Annotated in this window: 8 protein-coding genes; 3 read left to right on the plus strand and 5 right to left on the minus strand. The window is 29.2% G+C overall.

Features of this window, described 5'->3' with window-relative positions; translation table 4 throughout:
- The first annotated feature begins 254 nt into the window (after positions 1-254).
- The 3 genes from IM807_RS00495 (at position 255) to IM807_RS00505 (ending at position 6,539) form a co-directional block, all read left to right on the plus strand.
- Positions 255-2,171: an SGNH/GDSL hydrolase family protein gene (locus IM807_RS00495; protein ID WP_196362629.1), complete on the plus strand. Its 1,917-nt coding sequence runs from the start codon at positions 255-257 to the stop codon at positions 2,169-2,171.
- Between the two features lie 188 nt (positions 2,172-2,359).
- Positions 2,360-5,290: an AAA family ATPase gene (locus tag IM807_RS00500; RefSeq protein WP_196362630.1), complete on the plus strand. Its 2,931-nt coding sequence runs from the start codon at positions 2,360-2,362 to the stop codon at positions 5,288-5,290.
- A 478-nt stretch (positions 5,291-5,768) separates the two neighbouring features.
- On the plus strand, positions 5,769-6,539 hold the full coding sequence (locus IM807_RS00505) for a hypothetical protein (RefSeq protein ID WP_196362631.1): 771 nt from the start codon (positions 5,769-5,771) through the stop codon (positions 6,537-6,539).
- 142 nt (positions 6,540-6,681) lie between these two features.
- Here IM807_RS00505 and IM807_RS00510 read toward each other — a convergent pair whose 3' ends face one another.
- Genes IM807_RS00510 through IM807_RS00530 form a run of 5 tightly spaced genes read right to left on the minus strand, consistent with a single transcriptional unit; the run spans position 6,682 to position 16,072 of the window.
- On the minus strand, positions 6,682-10,275 hold the full coding sequence (locus IM807_RS00510; RefSeq protein ID WP_196362632.1) for an Mbov_0399 family ICE element protein: 3,594 nt from the start codon (positions 10,273-10,275) through the stop codon (positions 6,682-6,684).
- Positions 10,275-12,917 carry an Mbov_0397 family ICE element conjugal transfer ATPase gene (locus IM807_RS04130; RefSeq protein ID WP_196362633.1) on the minus strand — a complete coding sequence of 881 codons (2,643 nt, stop codon included), beginning with the start codon at positions 12,915-12,917 and terminating at the stop codon, positions 10,275-10,277. The genes IM807_RS00510 and IM807_RS04130 overlap by 1 nt, the downstream gene beginning before the upstream one ends.
- Positions 12,901-14,982 carry an Mbov_0396 family ICE element transmembrane protein gene (locus IM807_RS00520; RefSeq protein WP_196362634.1) on the minus strand — a complete coding sequence of 694 codons (2,082 nt, stop codon included), beginning with the start codon at positions 14,980-14,982 and terminating at the stop codon, positions 12,901-12,903. Before IM807_RS00520 ends, IM807_RS04130 begins: the two co-directional genes overlap by 17 nt.
- Positions 14,982-15,293 (minus strand): Mbov_0395 family pilin-like conjugal transfer protein, encoded by a 312-nt coding sequence (locus IM807_RS00525; RefSeq protein ID WP_196362635.1) that lies wholly within the window; start codon positions 15,291-15,293, stop codon positions 14,982-14,984. Before IM807_RS00525 ends, IM807_RS00520 begins: the two co-directional genes overlap by 1 nt.
- On the minus strand, positions 15,293-16,072 hold the full coding sequence (locus IM807_RS00530) for a DNA-processing protein DprA (protein WP_196362636.1): 780 nt from the start codon (positions 16,070-16,072) through the stop codon (positions 15,293-15,295). Before IM807_RS00530 ends, IM807_RS00525 begins: the two co-directional genes overlap by 1 nt.
- Positions 16,073-16,159 lie beyond the last annotated feature (87 nt).

The raw sequence follows: 16,159 nt of genomic DNA on the forward strand, positions 1-16,159 counted from the left end.
TTTACTGTTTGATTTTCTTTTGTGAATTTCTCTAATTTTTCTGTAAAATGCAAAATTGCTGTTTTTGCCCCTTTAGATTTAGCAATTTGATGTATTTAATTTTATTTTCAATTGGTGAGTTTATATTGTTTCATTTGACATGACTTTTTTGTTATTTTTGAAATTAATATACTAATTTGTTTAAAATTATTTACTTTTTTTTTTTTTTGCAATGATATAATTATTCAATTATTTATTAACCTGAAGGGGAAACTATGAAAACAAACACTAATTATATTTTTTGGAAAAAATTTCTAAAATTGACTGTGAGTGCGATTCCACTTGCAACTTTTGCTACGCTTGTTTCTTGCGTAGTAAGGACAAGCGACGCAGAAAAATTAAAGGAGGTAAAATATTTGGCAATTGGTGATTCAGTGACTGCTGGATTCAACCAGGAAACCTATACTGATTATCAGGGTAAATTCACTGATAACAAACCTTCTGGACTTTCATATCCAGCATTTTTTGCGCACTTTTTGCAAAAAATTAACCCAAGTTCATTGGTTTCATATGAAAACCTCGCTTTTTCAGGTGCAACTGTTAAAAATTGGTTGTATTTACTAAAACCAGATAAATATCCGGATGGAAAAATTTCAGATAATCCATTTGTTTCAAAAGAAACTCAGAACAGTGCTAATTTTAATAATTTATCAACTGTTTTCAATAAATTTGAAAAGCCAAGTTTTCCTACTTTAATTCAAAAAGTTAGTGATGCAAATCTTTTAACAATGACTGTGGGGGCCAATGACATTTTTCTTGAAGCGACTAAATTTGGTCCACTTTTAACACCAGAAAGTTCTGGAATTCTTGAAGAATTAATGAAGATTCAACCACCAGCTAAAAATGAAACTGGATCAGGCGCAACTACTACGCCTTCAGCACCATCCGGAGGTAACAACTCTACATCAGGTTCTGGGTCCACTGCTAGAACTTCAACAAATTCAACCACTGGATCAAGTGCAACAACTCAAGTTTCAAGTTCAAAAATTACTCCATCATTATTTCAAACAACTCCTGCAAAAACACCAAAATTAAGTAAAGAAGAAATAAAGGTTAGAAGCGGGATATACATAGCAAATGAAATTGATAACAGACTTAAAGAACTAAAAACTGATGTTGAGAATTTAATTAATGAACTAAAGGCAATTAACCCAAATTTAAAGATAAATTTGCTGAGTTATAAATTGCCAAATTCAACTTTAGTTAAAGTTTTAAAACATCTTTTAAATAATGAATTTGGTCTTGGTCTTGATTTTGTTGATAAAACTGTTGAAAAAATCAATAAAATACATCATGACATAGCAACAAATAAAGGAATAAACTTTGTTGATCCTTATGACCAAACTGTTTGAAATGATAATGACCAAATTTATGGTGCAACTGATTTTGATATTCACCCAAAAATTAAGGGTTACAAAAAAATTGCTGAAGAACTAATTCTAAAATTAGGTTTGGATCAATCTCAGTCTGATCAAAATGTAGCTAATCTTACCAAGGTTGATAAAAAATTCATTGATGTAAACAAAGATGGTAAATTAGCTTATCGCCAAATGTTAGATTTTTCAGCTATTGCTCCTAAAAATGAAGATTTAATTAAAAAATTACGTGGTGACAATGATTCTGTTACATTTATTAAATCAAATTCAGAATTTGAAGATGCACAAACAAAAACAATTGAATCTGGAAAAAATACACTAAACCAATCATTATTGTCTATTTTAGATTCAAATTTTTTAGGAAAACTTAATTTTAAAGAATTAATCAAATCAACTGGGGGCTGAGGTTCTACAGTTGCTGGTGTAATTCCTGATGGTTCTGAAAATTTTACAATAACAAAAGGATTAAAAAGTGTTGAAGAAATTGCTGTTGGAAATGATTTATTAAAAGCAACTGTTGATAAAACTAAATTTTTGGACTCAACACTAAATGAATTATTTGATTGATTTAAAAAACATGTTAACGATACAACATTACATAAAAAAATTACATTTAAACTTATTACTAAAGAATTGATTAATTTAGCAATGGCTAAAGTTGATCTTGGAAAAGCGTTAACATACTTTTTAGGCGGTGGTTCCAGCGGTGGTTCCAGCTCTTCCGGTTCCAGCGGCGGTTCCAGCTCCGGTAAATAATCCCACTCAAATTTTGAATAAATCTTAAACCCAATTTGTTAATTTTAATAAAGAAATTAACAAATTGGGTTTTCTTTTTGTTAAATTTTATTCATGAAAGAAAAAATACAAGAATAGTACTAAAAAATTTTTCAAAACTAAATTATAATAATAGTAATATTTAAAAATAGGGTTAAAAATTATTGTTTATGAAATTAATTAAAATTGAAATTGAAGGATTTAAATCGTTTGCTGAGCCAGTAAGTATTAAATTTGATGGTTCAGTCGTGGGAATTATTGGCCCAAATGGCTCAGGAAAATCAAATATTAATGATGCAATTAAATGAGTTTTAGGTGAAAAATCAGCAAAGCAACTGCGTGGTTTTAACATGGATGATGTTATTTTTGCTGGGTCTAAAACAGTTTTACCAGTCGACAAAGCGATGGTAAGATTAACCTTTAATGATGACAGTCGTGAAGATAGTGCCCAAGTATTTACGATTTCCCGTGTAATTAAAAGGGGTGAAGGGCTTAATCAATATTTTTACAACGATCAACCTGTTCGCTATAAGGATATTCGCAATCTAGCAATTGAGGCTGGAATTTCTAAATCCTCGCTTGCAATTATTTCACAAGGGACAATTTCAGAAATTGCTGAATCAACACCTGAACAAAGAAAACTTGTAATTGAGGAAGTCGCCGGAACTGCGAAATATAAACTTGATAAAGCTGAGGCGATTGCAAAATTAGATCAAACTCAAATTGGGATTGAAAAAATTGAATTTAAAGTAAAAGAACTCGAAAAACAAACGCATCAATTGGAAAACCAAGCTAAAAATGCCAAGATTTTTCTTGAGAAATCAAAACAATTAGAATCTGTTGAAGTTGCTCTAATCACAAACGATATTAAAGAATATCAAGTAAAATTAGCCCAATTTTCACAAAAACTTGCTGAATTAAAATTTGAAGAGCCAAAATTTGTTGCTGAAATTGAAACAAATGAGAAAATAATTGTTGATTCAACAAATAAAAAAGCCGAAATTGAAAAAAAAATCAATGATCAAAACAAAAAAATTTCTGATTTAAAAAGTCAACTTTTAACAATTGAAACTGCATATGAAAAAGCAATTCAACTTCAGGAAATGATTTTAGCAAATGAAATAAATGTTGATTTTGAGCAAAAATTAGTTGCTTTAAAACAAAAATATAGTCAAATTTCTATTAAAAAGGAAAATTTTGAAAAATTAATTCTAGAAAATCAAAGTAAGAAAAAACAAATTTTGCAAAAACTTACTGAATTGCAAAATAAAAAAAAGGAATCCGAAAATAATTATTATTCTTTAAATTCAAAAAAAATAACTGCACAAACACAAATCGAGGAACTTGAAAAAAGACTTAATTCAAAGACTTTTTTGTCAAAAGGAACAAGAACAATTGTTGAAAATAGTTTTCTTTTCCCTGGTTTTTGTGGTTTGGTTTCTGACATAATTAAAATTGATGAGAAATATTTAGTTGCAATTGAAACTTCACTTGGTGCTGCTTTGAAGCAAATTGTTGTTGAAAAATCTGAGGATGCTGTCGCTGCGATTAATTTTTTGAAAAAAAATTATGCAGGTAATGCGACTTTTATCCCCCTTTCATCAATAAAACCTCGTTTTGTTTCTGATTTATATTTAAATCAGCTCGAAAAGCAAAAAGGCTTTATAAATTTGGCAAATAATTTGGTTAGATTCGAAAAAAAATACCAAATTTTGGCTGATTTTTTGCTTGGTGGGATTATTGTTGTAGATCAAATTGAAGCAGCAAATCAAATTGCAAATTTTGTTGATCACAAATATGTTGTAGTCAGTCTAGATGGCGATATCATTCGTACAAGTGGTGTAATTTCAGGAGGCCACAAGCAAAAAAGCGACTCTTCGCTCTCAATCCAGCTTGCAATTGACGAGTTGAAAAATAGAGTGAATTTTTTTGAACAGAAAATTCATGATTTTAAGCTAGAAATTAACAATTTTGAACAGCAAATTGCTGCTGAGAACAATTTACTACAACAAATTGAAGTTAATCTTAATGTTTTTCAAATAAAATTTCAAGAAGTAAAAAATGAATTAATTGATTTGAAAACTCAAAATCAAGAATTTGAGAGTTTTTTGAACAAACCTGAAAAAAATGAACAAGCAATTACAGAGACTTTGAAGGACAAGATTGAACTTGAAAACCTAATTTCTGGATTCGAAGATGAAAATAAAGCCTTGAATTCAGAAAAGCAACAATTAGAATCTCAAATTAATGAATTGACAATTTTATTGCAGCAATTGAATCAAAAACAACGAAAAATCAATGCTGAATTAAATCAAACTCGTACAAATCTGGACAAAATTGAATTTCTACTTTTAAATTTAAAAAGTGATTTGTCGCAAAAATACAATTTAACATTTGAGGCAGCTGAAGCCGAATATGAACTAGAAATCGACATTGAGGTTGCCCGCGAATTTGTTGAAAGTTTAAATCTGGAAATAAAATCGCTTGGTAACATAAATTTGGATGCAATTGCTGATTTTGAACAAATTTCCGAGCGACTTGAAAAATTAAAAAATAATCAAAATGAACTAGAAGTTGCGCGCTCAAAAATTTTGGAAGTGATTTCTGATTTAGACAAAATTATTATTGGAAAAACGCAAGAAATTGTTGATTTGGTCAATTCTGAATTCAATTTGGTATTTCAAAATATGTTTGGTGGCGGTATTGCAAAAATTTATTTCACTGACAAAAATGATATTTTAAATTCAGGAATTGAAATTAGCGCTCAACCGCCAGGGAAAACAATCAAAAATATCCGACTTTTTTCTGGTGGTGAAAAGGCAATTATCGCAATTTCACTCTTATTTTCAATTATCAAAGCAAGACCAATTCCACTTTGTATTCTTGATGAAGTTGAAGCTGCGCTTGATGAAGCGAATGTTATTCGTTATGTTGAATTTTTGAAGCAATTGAAAGAGAATACGCAGTTTTTAATTATTACACACCGACACGGAACTATGTCTCGTGTTGATCAATTGTTAGGAATAACAATGCAAAAAAGAGGAGTAAGTTCGATTTTTTCAATTGAACTTGACAAAGCAAAAGAACTTTTGAAGGAATAAATTCATCTAATTTCATTGATTTTTGCCAAAAAGTAAAAAAATTTTTTAGTTTTGCTAAGATCTAATTTTGAATTAATTTTAGCGAAATCCACATGAAAATTGAGATTTAGGGCGGAAAAATAAAAATTTTTCCTAAATTTTTCCACTTTTAGGTAAAAATACAAAACCTTTTTTCTGAAAAACTTCCTGTTTTTCAGTCTTTTCAAGTCCTTTAACACAAATCTAGTTTTTTATTTATTTTTTTAAAATTTTATGATATAATTTCTTAACGAAAATAAACTTATGTAGAGAGCAGGAAACTAAAATTTTCTATTCTAACCCAGATTTTTATCTAGCACTTTTCGTAAACTTACTAATTTTTCTTTTAATTATCCTTGCTGTACCAGTAATTCTTGTTTTATTGGTTGCTTTTTTTAAACCAAGGATAAAATCAAGTTCTAATATTTATCTTTATTCCCTGAGCACAGGACTTTTGTTAATGGTAGCGACAGTTGGACTGATGCAAGAAGGATTTAATGGGGCTGAAGAATTTAGCCATAAATTCGGTAATTTGGAAATTTTATATAAAATTTTAATTATCGGCGGCGGTAGCATAATTGGTCTAATTAGTGTTTTTATTGCGCGCTATTTTTTTCTAAAGTTCTTCAAAAAACGCGATCTTCATTCTGATCACAAAACCCACGATCATGGTGATCATATTGTCAATTTCTCTGATGTTGACAATCCAAAAGCTGCCTGACTTGCAATTCTTTTGCTTCTTTCCCATCGAACAATTGACGGATTTATTTTAGGTTCTGTCGTTTCTAGAACTACTTCTGGCGAACCTATTAATTGATTTTTGATTGGAACATTCGTTGCTCACATGTTGATTGAAGTTCTAATCATCCATTATCGTCAAGTTCAATATGGACAAACAATTAAAAAATCAGTGATTTACAACTTGATTACGACAGTTATTTTGGTACCAATTATTGCAATCGGCGCTTTTGCAAACCGCTTTTTTATTAGTACTGGTTGGCTAATTCCATTTTTCAATATTTCAGGTGGAGCAATTTTGAGCTTTGTAGTAATAATTGAATTAGTTCCAGAATTTATTCATCTACGAAATAGTTCATCATCTAAGTGATATATTTCATTGGTTTTGTTTTCTGTAGGAATTGTTTTTGCATTAATTTTATTAACTATGCATGAACATCCTTCTATGGAAGCGGCTGGTGACCATCATCACCATCACAACCACTCTCATTAAATTAATTAATAGTTGTAGATTTTTCTTTGGAAATAAAAAAAGCCTAGTTTTATTTAGGCTTTTTTATTATAAGTGAAAAATTAGAAAAAATCAGTTAATTTTACAGTTAAAATTTCATTAAAATATAAATTTTATCAAGAACCTAATGCTTGAATTTTGCAATGAATTTGTTGTAAATTCAAAAACTAGCAAAAACTAAACCGATTCCAGAAAATAAAATTAGAGGAATCAATCAATATCATGTTGATTTTTGATCAACACCCCCTTTTTTTGTACTATTTTTGCTTGAATTTTCGGAATCTAAAACACCAGAAGGTGAAAAATCTGAATTAAAAACTGTCAATTTTTTAGTTCCATTTAATTGAAAAGAACCAGGTTCAAGAATTAAGGTTGCCTTATCCAAATTGGGATTGTTTTTGAAATCATGCGCAATTTCTGATAAGTTTTTTAAGTGCAAATATTTTTTTGCATCAATATTTTCTGGCAAAAGTAAATTATAAACATGATCTTTGATTGCATTTTCTAGGTTTTCACTATATTTTGAAATTGAAAGTCCAAATTGTTTTACTTTTATTTCGCTTAAATTTTTAATTTTTGGCTTCCTTAAGCTGCCAACAATATTTACCAATCTTATATTTTTCACCCCATAAAATTTTTGATTTGAATTTTGTTTAGGAGTTAATTTTAAATTTCAAATTTTGTGTGGGAGTTGTTCATTTTCTTCAATATTTTTAATTGCATTTTCAACTATTTTATCAAAATCAGCAATTTGATAATCAATATTGTACTGAAATTCTGTATTCTTTCAGGATTTTTGGATTTCACTAAGAATAAAATTTTTTGCTTCATCTGATGATTTAATTCTGGCTAAATTTATGCTATCAATGTTAAGATTTTTGAAAATATTTGTCGAATTTTCCTCAATATTTTGATTTTTTGATAGTTTTCTTAGTAAAATAAATGGTTTTTCTAAATAAAATTTGTCATTATATTCTTTTTTAATTTTGAAATTTGCAAAAATTCCATCAGGATTTTTTTCAATTACGATGTCAACTTTATCACTATTATTTTGTTTGGAAAATTCCTCAATAATTTGTCCGTAATCATCAGCATCCTCACTTTTTAGCAACAGTTTTTTATCAACATTCAAACTAATTTTCTCTTTAATCTCACTGAAATCTTCATTTTCAACCTTAATATTTTTAAAACCTAAAGTGTTTTTCTGAAAACTTGATTCTAAATTTCTGTCTAAATCAATTGCTTCAAACTCAATTTCAAAATCAAAAGATCCATCATTATTTTCCTTGATATTAGTAATTTTTGTGCTAATTTTACCAATTAATTCCTCATCATCAATCGCCATTAAAACTAAATCATCAATCATTTCAGGCTTTATTTCTAGAATTTTGCCTGTGTTTTTGCCATCATTTTGAGTTTTTTCTTTCTTTTTGATTATTGATGAAATTCGATTTTTAATTAATTCAATACTTTTAATTTGTGAATTAACTTTTCGAAGTCAATATTTTTTAGTTGAATTTTCAATAAAATTTTTTCAGTGTAACAAAATTTCTTCATATGAAAGTTTTTCCAAATCATCTTGTGAAAATTTTAGTTCTAGCAAATATTGCATCAAAAACTGACCAGGTTCTGAATCTCAAAATGGTATTATTGCCTTATTTGGAAAAATGTCAGTAAAAAGTTGTGAATTTGAATTATTACCAATCGAAACTAATTTAAAAGATGAATTTCCTTTGTCAAATTTTGAACTAAACAGTCAAATTCCTGAACTAGAAAAATACTTATTAGCACTTTTTGTTATAACAAATTCATTCGATTTTTCATTATTTTTTTCCTTAATTTCAAATTTTTCAAGGTTCTCTGTGTTAATTGAAAATTTTTGTGAACTATTTTTTTCATTTTTAATTAATTTATTTAAAGTAATATTTGCGCCTTTTCCACTCACACTTGCCTCGGCGATAAAACCAAAATTAGAATTTCTGTTTCTTTTTCAGTTATTCAATTCGTTTGGTAGTTGCAAAAAAACACTGTTTTTAGGCAAATTTTTTGGATTACTCCCAGTTGAAACTCACAAAATTTGCTTTTTTGTTCCTGTTTTTGGATCAATTAAAGGGTCAAATTTTGGATTTTTTACTTTCTTCCCGAATTCATCGCTTATTACATTGCCTTTTTCATCTTTCAAATATGGTTCAATTAATTCTTGTTGTTCCTTATTATTTGCAGGATTTCAAGCAAACCATTTGATGTCCATTATTGAATTTACAGATTTTATTACTAAATTAATTTCATAAATAGCAATTACCTTTGAATTATCCTGAGTTTCATGGTTTTTTTCAAATTTTTTAATCTGAATTTTATATTCATTATTTGCGCTTTGCGCCTGTTTTTGTTCAAGTCGTAAATCTTCCAATTCATAATCAAAATTGCGATCAAGAACATCAATTGGCTTATCATTTATGAACAAAATTTCGTTTTCTTCGGGATCAGCAATAAAATTTAACCTTGCTTTACTATGATATTCTCATTTTCCACCATTAATATAGCGAATATTTTCTTTTTTTTCTACAGTTTTTTTAGGTTTTAAAATTTGATCTGGTACATCAATTTTTATAGTTTGATCATTTGGGTCGTAAACTTGACCTGGTGTTATTGTCAGTCTTTTTCAAAATTGATCTTCATTTTTCACATTTTTTAATTCAAAAAGGATGGCTACATTGTTGTTTAGTACAAAATTATAATAATTTTGATCTTGTGGGTGTTTAAAAACAAGAAAAAATTCAAGTTTATTGTCGTCAATAATCCGGAATGATAAATAGCTATTATATTTTTTCTGCTCATTGTTTTCAACTAATTTTTTTTCAAATTCAGGAATTTTTTCCTTAATTTTTTGCAGATTTTCAGGCGTTGATCGCAATGAAATGTTCTTAATCTCTGAATTATTTTGATTTTCTTGAGTACTTGGAAGCAAAATTTTATTATCTTTGATAACTTCTGTGTTAAATTTTGTTTTTAATTTATTTAAATAATTTGTTAACTCGTTGTTTGGGAGTAAACTTGGCTCCCGATATGTGTAATAAAATTGAAGACTTGCGGTAAATTTTTTAATTTTATTTGCTGTTATTTCAAATCCAACTCGATAAAGTAAGTTTGCAACTTTTATTTCAAAAGCGCCAAAATCATTTTTTAATTTTTCAATTTTTTCTTTTGCAAATTTGCTTAATTTATTACTTATTTCAAGAATTTTTTGATTTTTTGCATTAATTTTTAAAGAAACAAGGTCAAAAATCGAGCTGTCATATTGACCATAAACATTAAAAATTGTTTCATTATTTCAGTTCCGAAATTTTCTTTCGTCTCAATAATATTGCCAATTTTGGCAATATTCCAATTTCTGGCAAAATTGATTTGAATGAATATCAGGATTAATTTTTGGTGCTTCACCTGGTGAATAAATTTTTTTTATGATTCTCTCATCAAATCAGTAATATTTTAATTTTCGTGTCTCAATTTTTGAAGAATCATTTCATTCAAAATTGAATGAATTAATGTTGTTATCAACCTCAAAATCAAAATTTGTCGTGAAATTCGCAAATCCAGATTTGGTTTCGAATTCAGCATTTTTTCCGATTTCAAAATTTTGATTATTTTGAAACCCAGTTGAAAAAAAGAGAATTGGTGTTAAACTTAAAAGCAAAAAAATTGGAATTTTTTTGTTCATTAATTTTCCTCCTTAATTAATTTGTCACCCTTATCAAAAAATAATTTTTTTTCCATCTGATTAAAATAACCAGCGCAAATATAACGGTCATTCAGGTTTGCAGAAAAAATAAATTCACCAATTTGCGCCAAAGCAATGAACTTTTTTTCCTCCTTAGTAAGACCGCCCGATGATGAAAAAAGTTTATCAACCTTTTCAATATCGTTGCTTTTTAAATTGAAGAAGAAAGCATATTGGCAATTTTCGATAATTGCTTCTGATTTTCGAGCAGCTTCACCGCTAATCGCAAAATCACCCGGATTTTGTGTTGTTATTATCAAAGAACCATTGTATTTTCGGATGGTTTTTGCAATTTTAAACAAAAAATCCAACGCAACTGTGTTGGATTCGTCAATGAAACGATGTGCTTCATCAACAATTAAAACAATTTTTTGTTCTTTGTAAAAATTAGTGGCAATTTTTCCTTCAATAAAAGACAAAACTAGAAAAAAAGCTGCTTGATAAATCCTTTTTTCAAGGTGCATCAAGGTTGAAACATTGAAAATCGAGAACCCTTTGTTGATATCAAGTTCGCTACTAAAACCATTAAAAAGTTTATTTAATTTTCCATATTTGCTAAATTCGTAGCGCAAAGTTGAAAGCACAATTGTTTTTTCTGTTGGCAAAATGTAGTCAAATTCCCTTTTTTGATAATCCTCAATTAAATCATCAATTGTTGGAAATTCTTTTGGATTTAAAAGGTAAATATCATTTTCCATATGATAAAAATTGCAATTTTTATAAATTTCATTTGTTGCTTCAACAATTGACATCACCATTTTGTGGTCAAGATTTGGTAATAAAATTTTAAAAAATTTTTCAAGATTTTGAAGGTGCAAAGCAATTGTTTCAGCATTATTTGTAGCTTTTAAATCCAAATTTTTCGCCTGTGGATTAAACACTTTTTGAATCTGCAAAGGATTAAAAACTGTTGTTGCTCCACCCCCAAAATTAATTTTATTTGCATCTAAACTGTCACCAATTTTTCAATATTCGTTCTGTGGATCCAAAACTATTACGGAATTTCCGACTGCTTTGTTATAGGTTAGTAATTTTTTTGTGATTGTTGATTTGCCAGCACCAGATGTTCCTAAAATAAAACAATTGGAATTTTTTCTATCCTGATTTTGCAAAAAAAGATCAAAAAATACCGGTGTGTAATCAGTTTTACTGATTCCAATTACATTGTAATTACCATCATTAAAATTTCGCGATGTAAACGGAATTCCAAAAGCAACATTGCTTGCTGGCATTTCAATTTCTTCTTTTAAAAAGTTGCTAAATCTAAAAAAAATTGAGGCAAAACCCTGTAATTGACGGTATTTTAGTGTATTGATTGTTGCACCAATGTTACGTAAATTATTGCGATTTTTGCTTTCAATTTCCTTGAGCGCATTTTTAGTTTCACCTGTATTTAAATAAATAAAAGTAGAGTAAAAAATTTCTTCACGAGATGAGCTAGCAATGTTAATTATTTCCTCAAGTGCGGCCCTTTCGGTGGCAGTTTTAGATTTTTGAACAATATTTTTTTGATCAGAAAAGTTTGATTCAAGATTTTTTGCCCCACGATTAAAACTATTTTCTTTTTCAGCGCTTGAAAGGCGATTTAGGTGCCAAATTATGCTACTATTTGTTGCAAAAAGTTGCGCTGCTCAACCCAAGGGAAGATTAAATGGATATTCATTGATGCTTTGAACTGAAAAATATTTTTGATTAATCTGAAAATAATCAGTATACCATTTGATTTGATCTTGGGCTAAATATTTGCAAATATTATCGCCATTTTCGATGTTTTTGTATTCATCATCGCTTAAAAAATCATTGAAATTAATTATTTTTAAGTTCAAATCAAGCAAACTGCGTAAAGGTGCAATTTTCGCACGAAATCCAGTTGCTGAAATATTTGCACGCATCAAATTTACTTGTTGAAGTAGAGAAACATCGTTTTTTTCATAAATTATTATAAAGTAGCGGTGGTGCAAATAACTGTCAAAATTAACAATATCCTGTTTGTATTCTTCACAAAAATTTTCATTAAGATTTTCAACACATTTTTCTTCAAATTTAAGAAAAAACATTTTATTTTTTCTTAAATCATTTGGATGCGCAATTTTTACTATTGAAATTCGGTTAGTTATTGCATTTAAACTTGTTGTTAGTTGTTCTAAAATTTGCTCAATTTTCTCACTTCCAATGCTAAAAATATCCTGGCCATTGATCTCAATTCCACCAACAAAACCACCACTAACTTTAATAAAATCGTGTTTTGCACTTGTGTAAGGCAATAAATTTTGTGTATTTGCGCTGGTTCTTGACATTTTATTGTAAATTTTTGGCCGTGAAATGTATAAAATCATGTACCAAAGAATCTTATATCCTTTAAGACCTCAGTTTTTGTAGTGTTTTATTAGCGGTGTTGTAAAAATCAGAAAAAAGGATGCTGAAAAAAGCATTTTTCAAAGAATAAAAAGATTTTTCGGTAGCGCAAAACCGATACTTGCTGACAAAAAAAACATAAACATAATGATTGGTAAATCGACCAAAGTTATTCTGCGAAAAATCTGAATTTGAACGTTTTTTATTCGTTTATTTTGTAATTTCATCGCTTTTTTCCTTATTTTCAGCCTTTTTTATGTCATTTTTAGTTACTTTTAAATCTAAAGATTCACTTTTTAACCCATTTGAATTTTCTTTTTCAGCTTCAGCATTAGATTTTTTAGTAATTTTTTCAGTTTTTAGCTCAGATTTTTCTTTTACTTCAGATTTTGAACTTTGGTTTTCAGTTTTTCCCACTTTTTCTTGTATTTTTTCAACTTTTTTTATGTCATTTTTAGTTACTTTTAAATCTAAAGATTCACTTTTTAATCCATTTGAATTTTCTTTTTCAGCTTCAATTTTTTTAGGTGTTTTTTCAGTTTTTTTCTCGTCTTTTTCACTGTCTTTTTTTGTTTTTTCAATCTTTTCTTCCTCATTTTTTTCAGATTTTTCCACGTTAGCTTTCCCCTTTTTTGCAGTTTTTTTAGAAATTTTCACTTTTTCGCCTAAAGCACCATCTAAAAAGTTCAAATTTTCATTGGTTTCATCTTTGTTTTCCACAGAATTATTTCCCAAATCTGGAGAATTTTCAATATTAAAACTAGGAATTTCATCACTTTTCCCAAGTAAATTTGGTTGTTCTTCAAGCAAACCTTCAGGAATAATTGCGCTGACTAATGATGGGTCTTTTTGATTGCTTTCACTATCTTTTTTCGTAGTTTTTGAGTCAATTTCTTTTGAAGAATCACTATCTTTTTTTGCTTTATTTGCAATTTTTTCATCACTATTTTGTTCTTTTTTGTTAATTAGTTCTGATTTTTCATCACTTTTTTCAGGCATTCTTCCTTTTTTTTCAGCCCTTTTTTTTCGCCATTTTTCAATTGCTGCTTTTCCAAATTTAAAAGCAGCGACTCCTCCCATCAAACCCAAAGGTAGTGCAGCAGAACCAATGACCGGGTTACGTCAATTACTTTTTGCCCCTGGCGCAATCGAATTATCAACAATTGAAAAAGGATTTTGCCCTGGCCCGTTTTTAGCAACTAAATTTTCAATTGCCATTCCATTTCCCAGTTTATTTTTCGACTGTTTTGACATCACGCTTGTTGCACCAGCAAGCGCAACCCCACCAACTTTGAGTGTTGACGAGGCAAGTCTTTGATGGTGTTCAACCGCCCCTTCTTGCCCATATTGCGCGGCAATTTGGCGAGTGAAGGTTGAGATTGCCAAACCACCACCAATTATGAACGCAATTTTGAATAAAAAACGAAAAATTTGTTGATTTTGAGCAATTCCAAAATCAATTGAATCAGCAATTCTATGGGTTGAAGCTATTCAAATCAAAAACAAATTAAAACTTGCTTGGTAAACAATAATGATCGCGAACTGGCCAAAAAAAGTTTTTGTTCAAGACTTTAGTCTTTTTCCGTCGTCTCAAATGCTGTTAATAGCTCAAACAGGCATTGTCAAAAAATTCATGAAAAGTTGCGCAGATGCCGTAAATCACGAGATAAAACTGATTCCCAAAATGTAAGCAATCACAATTGAGGATGCTGAAAGTGTGATAATCAAAGTCAAACCCTCGCCACTTTCAAAACCTGAAAAAGTTGAAAAACTTGGTGCAGAAAAACTGATTGAAATTGCATTGAGTTCTTCAGTTGGAATTTTATTTGTTGCTGACTTCAGCAAAAGTCCAATTAAATTTTGATCACCACGAATGTAACGATTTATAAGTAAAAGTGTTGACTGAATTATCACAAGCAAAATAAAAAAAATAATTGGAAATAGGAAAATGAAAGCAAAGGCAGCAATTCCAGTTTTTCCCATTGAAATAATTTCAGCATCTGCTGATCTCTTGCGAATTACCAAAAATTTTAAATAGCGTAAAACAAAAATAATAAATCCAAGTGAAATTGAAAGAATTGCAAAAATCCAAAATCCGATTGGCAAAGAACTAAAGGAGAAACTTTGTTGATTAAAAATTGCATTTACAATGATATTTATGCCAATTTGATTAAAAATAAAGTTAAAAAAAGCAATAATTGCTAAGGGTAAATAAACTAAAAGATATCAGCCGGCTATAAAAAAAGGATAAGTAATTAGGCTGATTAAACCATTGAAAAGTCAGCCAAACATTAGCCAGTTGAACCACCGCTAGCTGCTGAACTAGCAACAGAAATTATTACTGTTGAAAGTCCAAGCGCAACTAAAATAATTACAAAGCCAATTGATGACCAAATAAGGGCTTTTTTTCATTTTTCACGTTTTTCAACATCATGAGTGATTGATAGCATTGTTGCAAAAAAGACGACTGAAGCTACTAGAATTCCAGCGGCGATTGGCATCCCAATTTGTGTCAAATATTTAATTCATTTTTGTAAAGTGGTTGCAAGTGTTGAAATCTCTCCACCAACCTCAACTTCTGCAAATAAACTGATAAAATCCATTATTTTCCTCCTAAACTTGCTTCATAATAGATGTCTTTGATTTCTGTGATTCAATTTGCGCCTTGATCAATTAGTTCGGAACACCCTTGATAATCAAGGAAATCATGATTGTTTTTGTCAAAAAAACAGTAAATTTCTTTGCCCAAATCAAGAAAAAAATTTACCAAACTTTGCGAACCGCCATAGCGTCGGATCGAATAAATTACAAGAAAATTAGCAAGAGCTGCAGCAATCCGGTTTCGCTCGATCAATCTTTTTTGATTGATCTCAACCCCATCGGGGTATTCAGAAATGAGTAAAATTTTTTCATAATTATTGTAATCACTAAACATTCAGGGTTTGCTAACTCCGTTAGCCGAAACGCCGATGATTGGCTTTTCGTTTAATCGATAATATTCCATTACTTTTTGTTCAACACCCTGATAACCGTTTGTAATTAGCGTGTGTCTTTTGATGATTTCATCAAGCGAGCGATTGAAAAATTCCTGAATTTTTGAGTTGTATTGTTCGCCAATTAGGGCGCTTTTTTGATTACTATTATCCAAGAGTTCAATATTTCCGCGATAAAAAAGTACAAAAGGTGGTTTTTGCAAAATTTGTAGAGCCGTTGGGTAATTTTTGTCTAATATTGTGATTGCTTTGATTTTTCCAGTACTAACTTCTTCTTTAATTTTTTGCAGTTCCTGTTCATCAACATTTTCATTTTTTTGTATAGCTTTTTGAATTAAATTGAAATCACCTTGATACTTAATTGCAAGGTAAATTAGTGTGTTTTTCATTTTTTTCCTTTCACAATCAATTAAAAAAATTTGGAAAAATTAGCAAAAAAAAGAACTTTTCTCACTAAAAATTTCATTTTTTTCTCT

Origin of the sequence: Mycoplasma sp. 'Moose RK' (genome assembly GCF_015708155.1) — a bacterium.
Lineage (GTDB): Bacteria > Bacillota_I > Bacilli_A > Mycoplasmatales > Metamycoplasmataceae > Mesomycoplasma.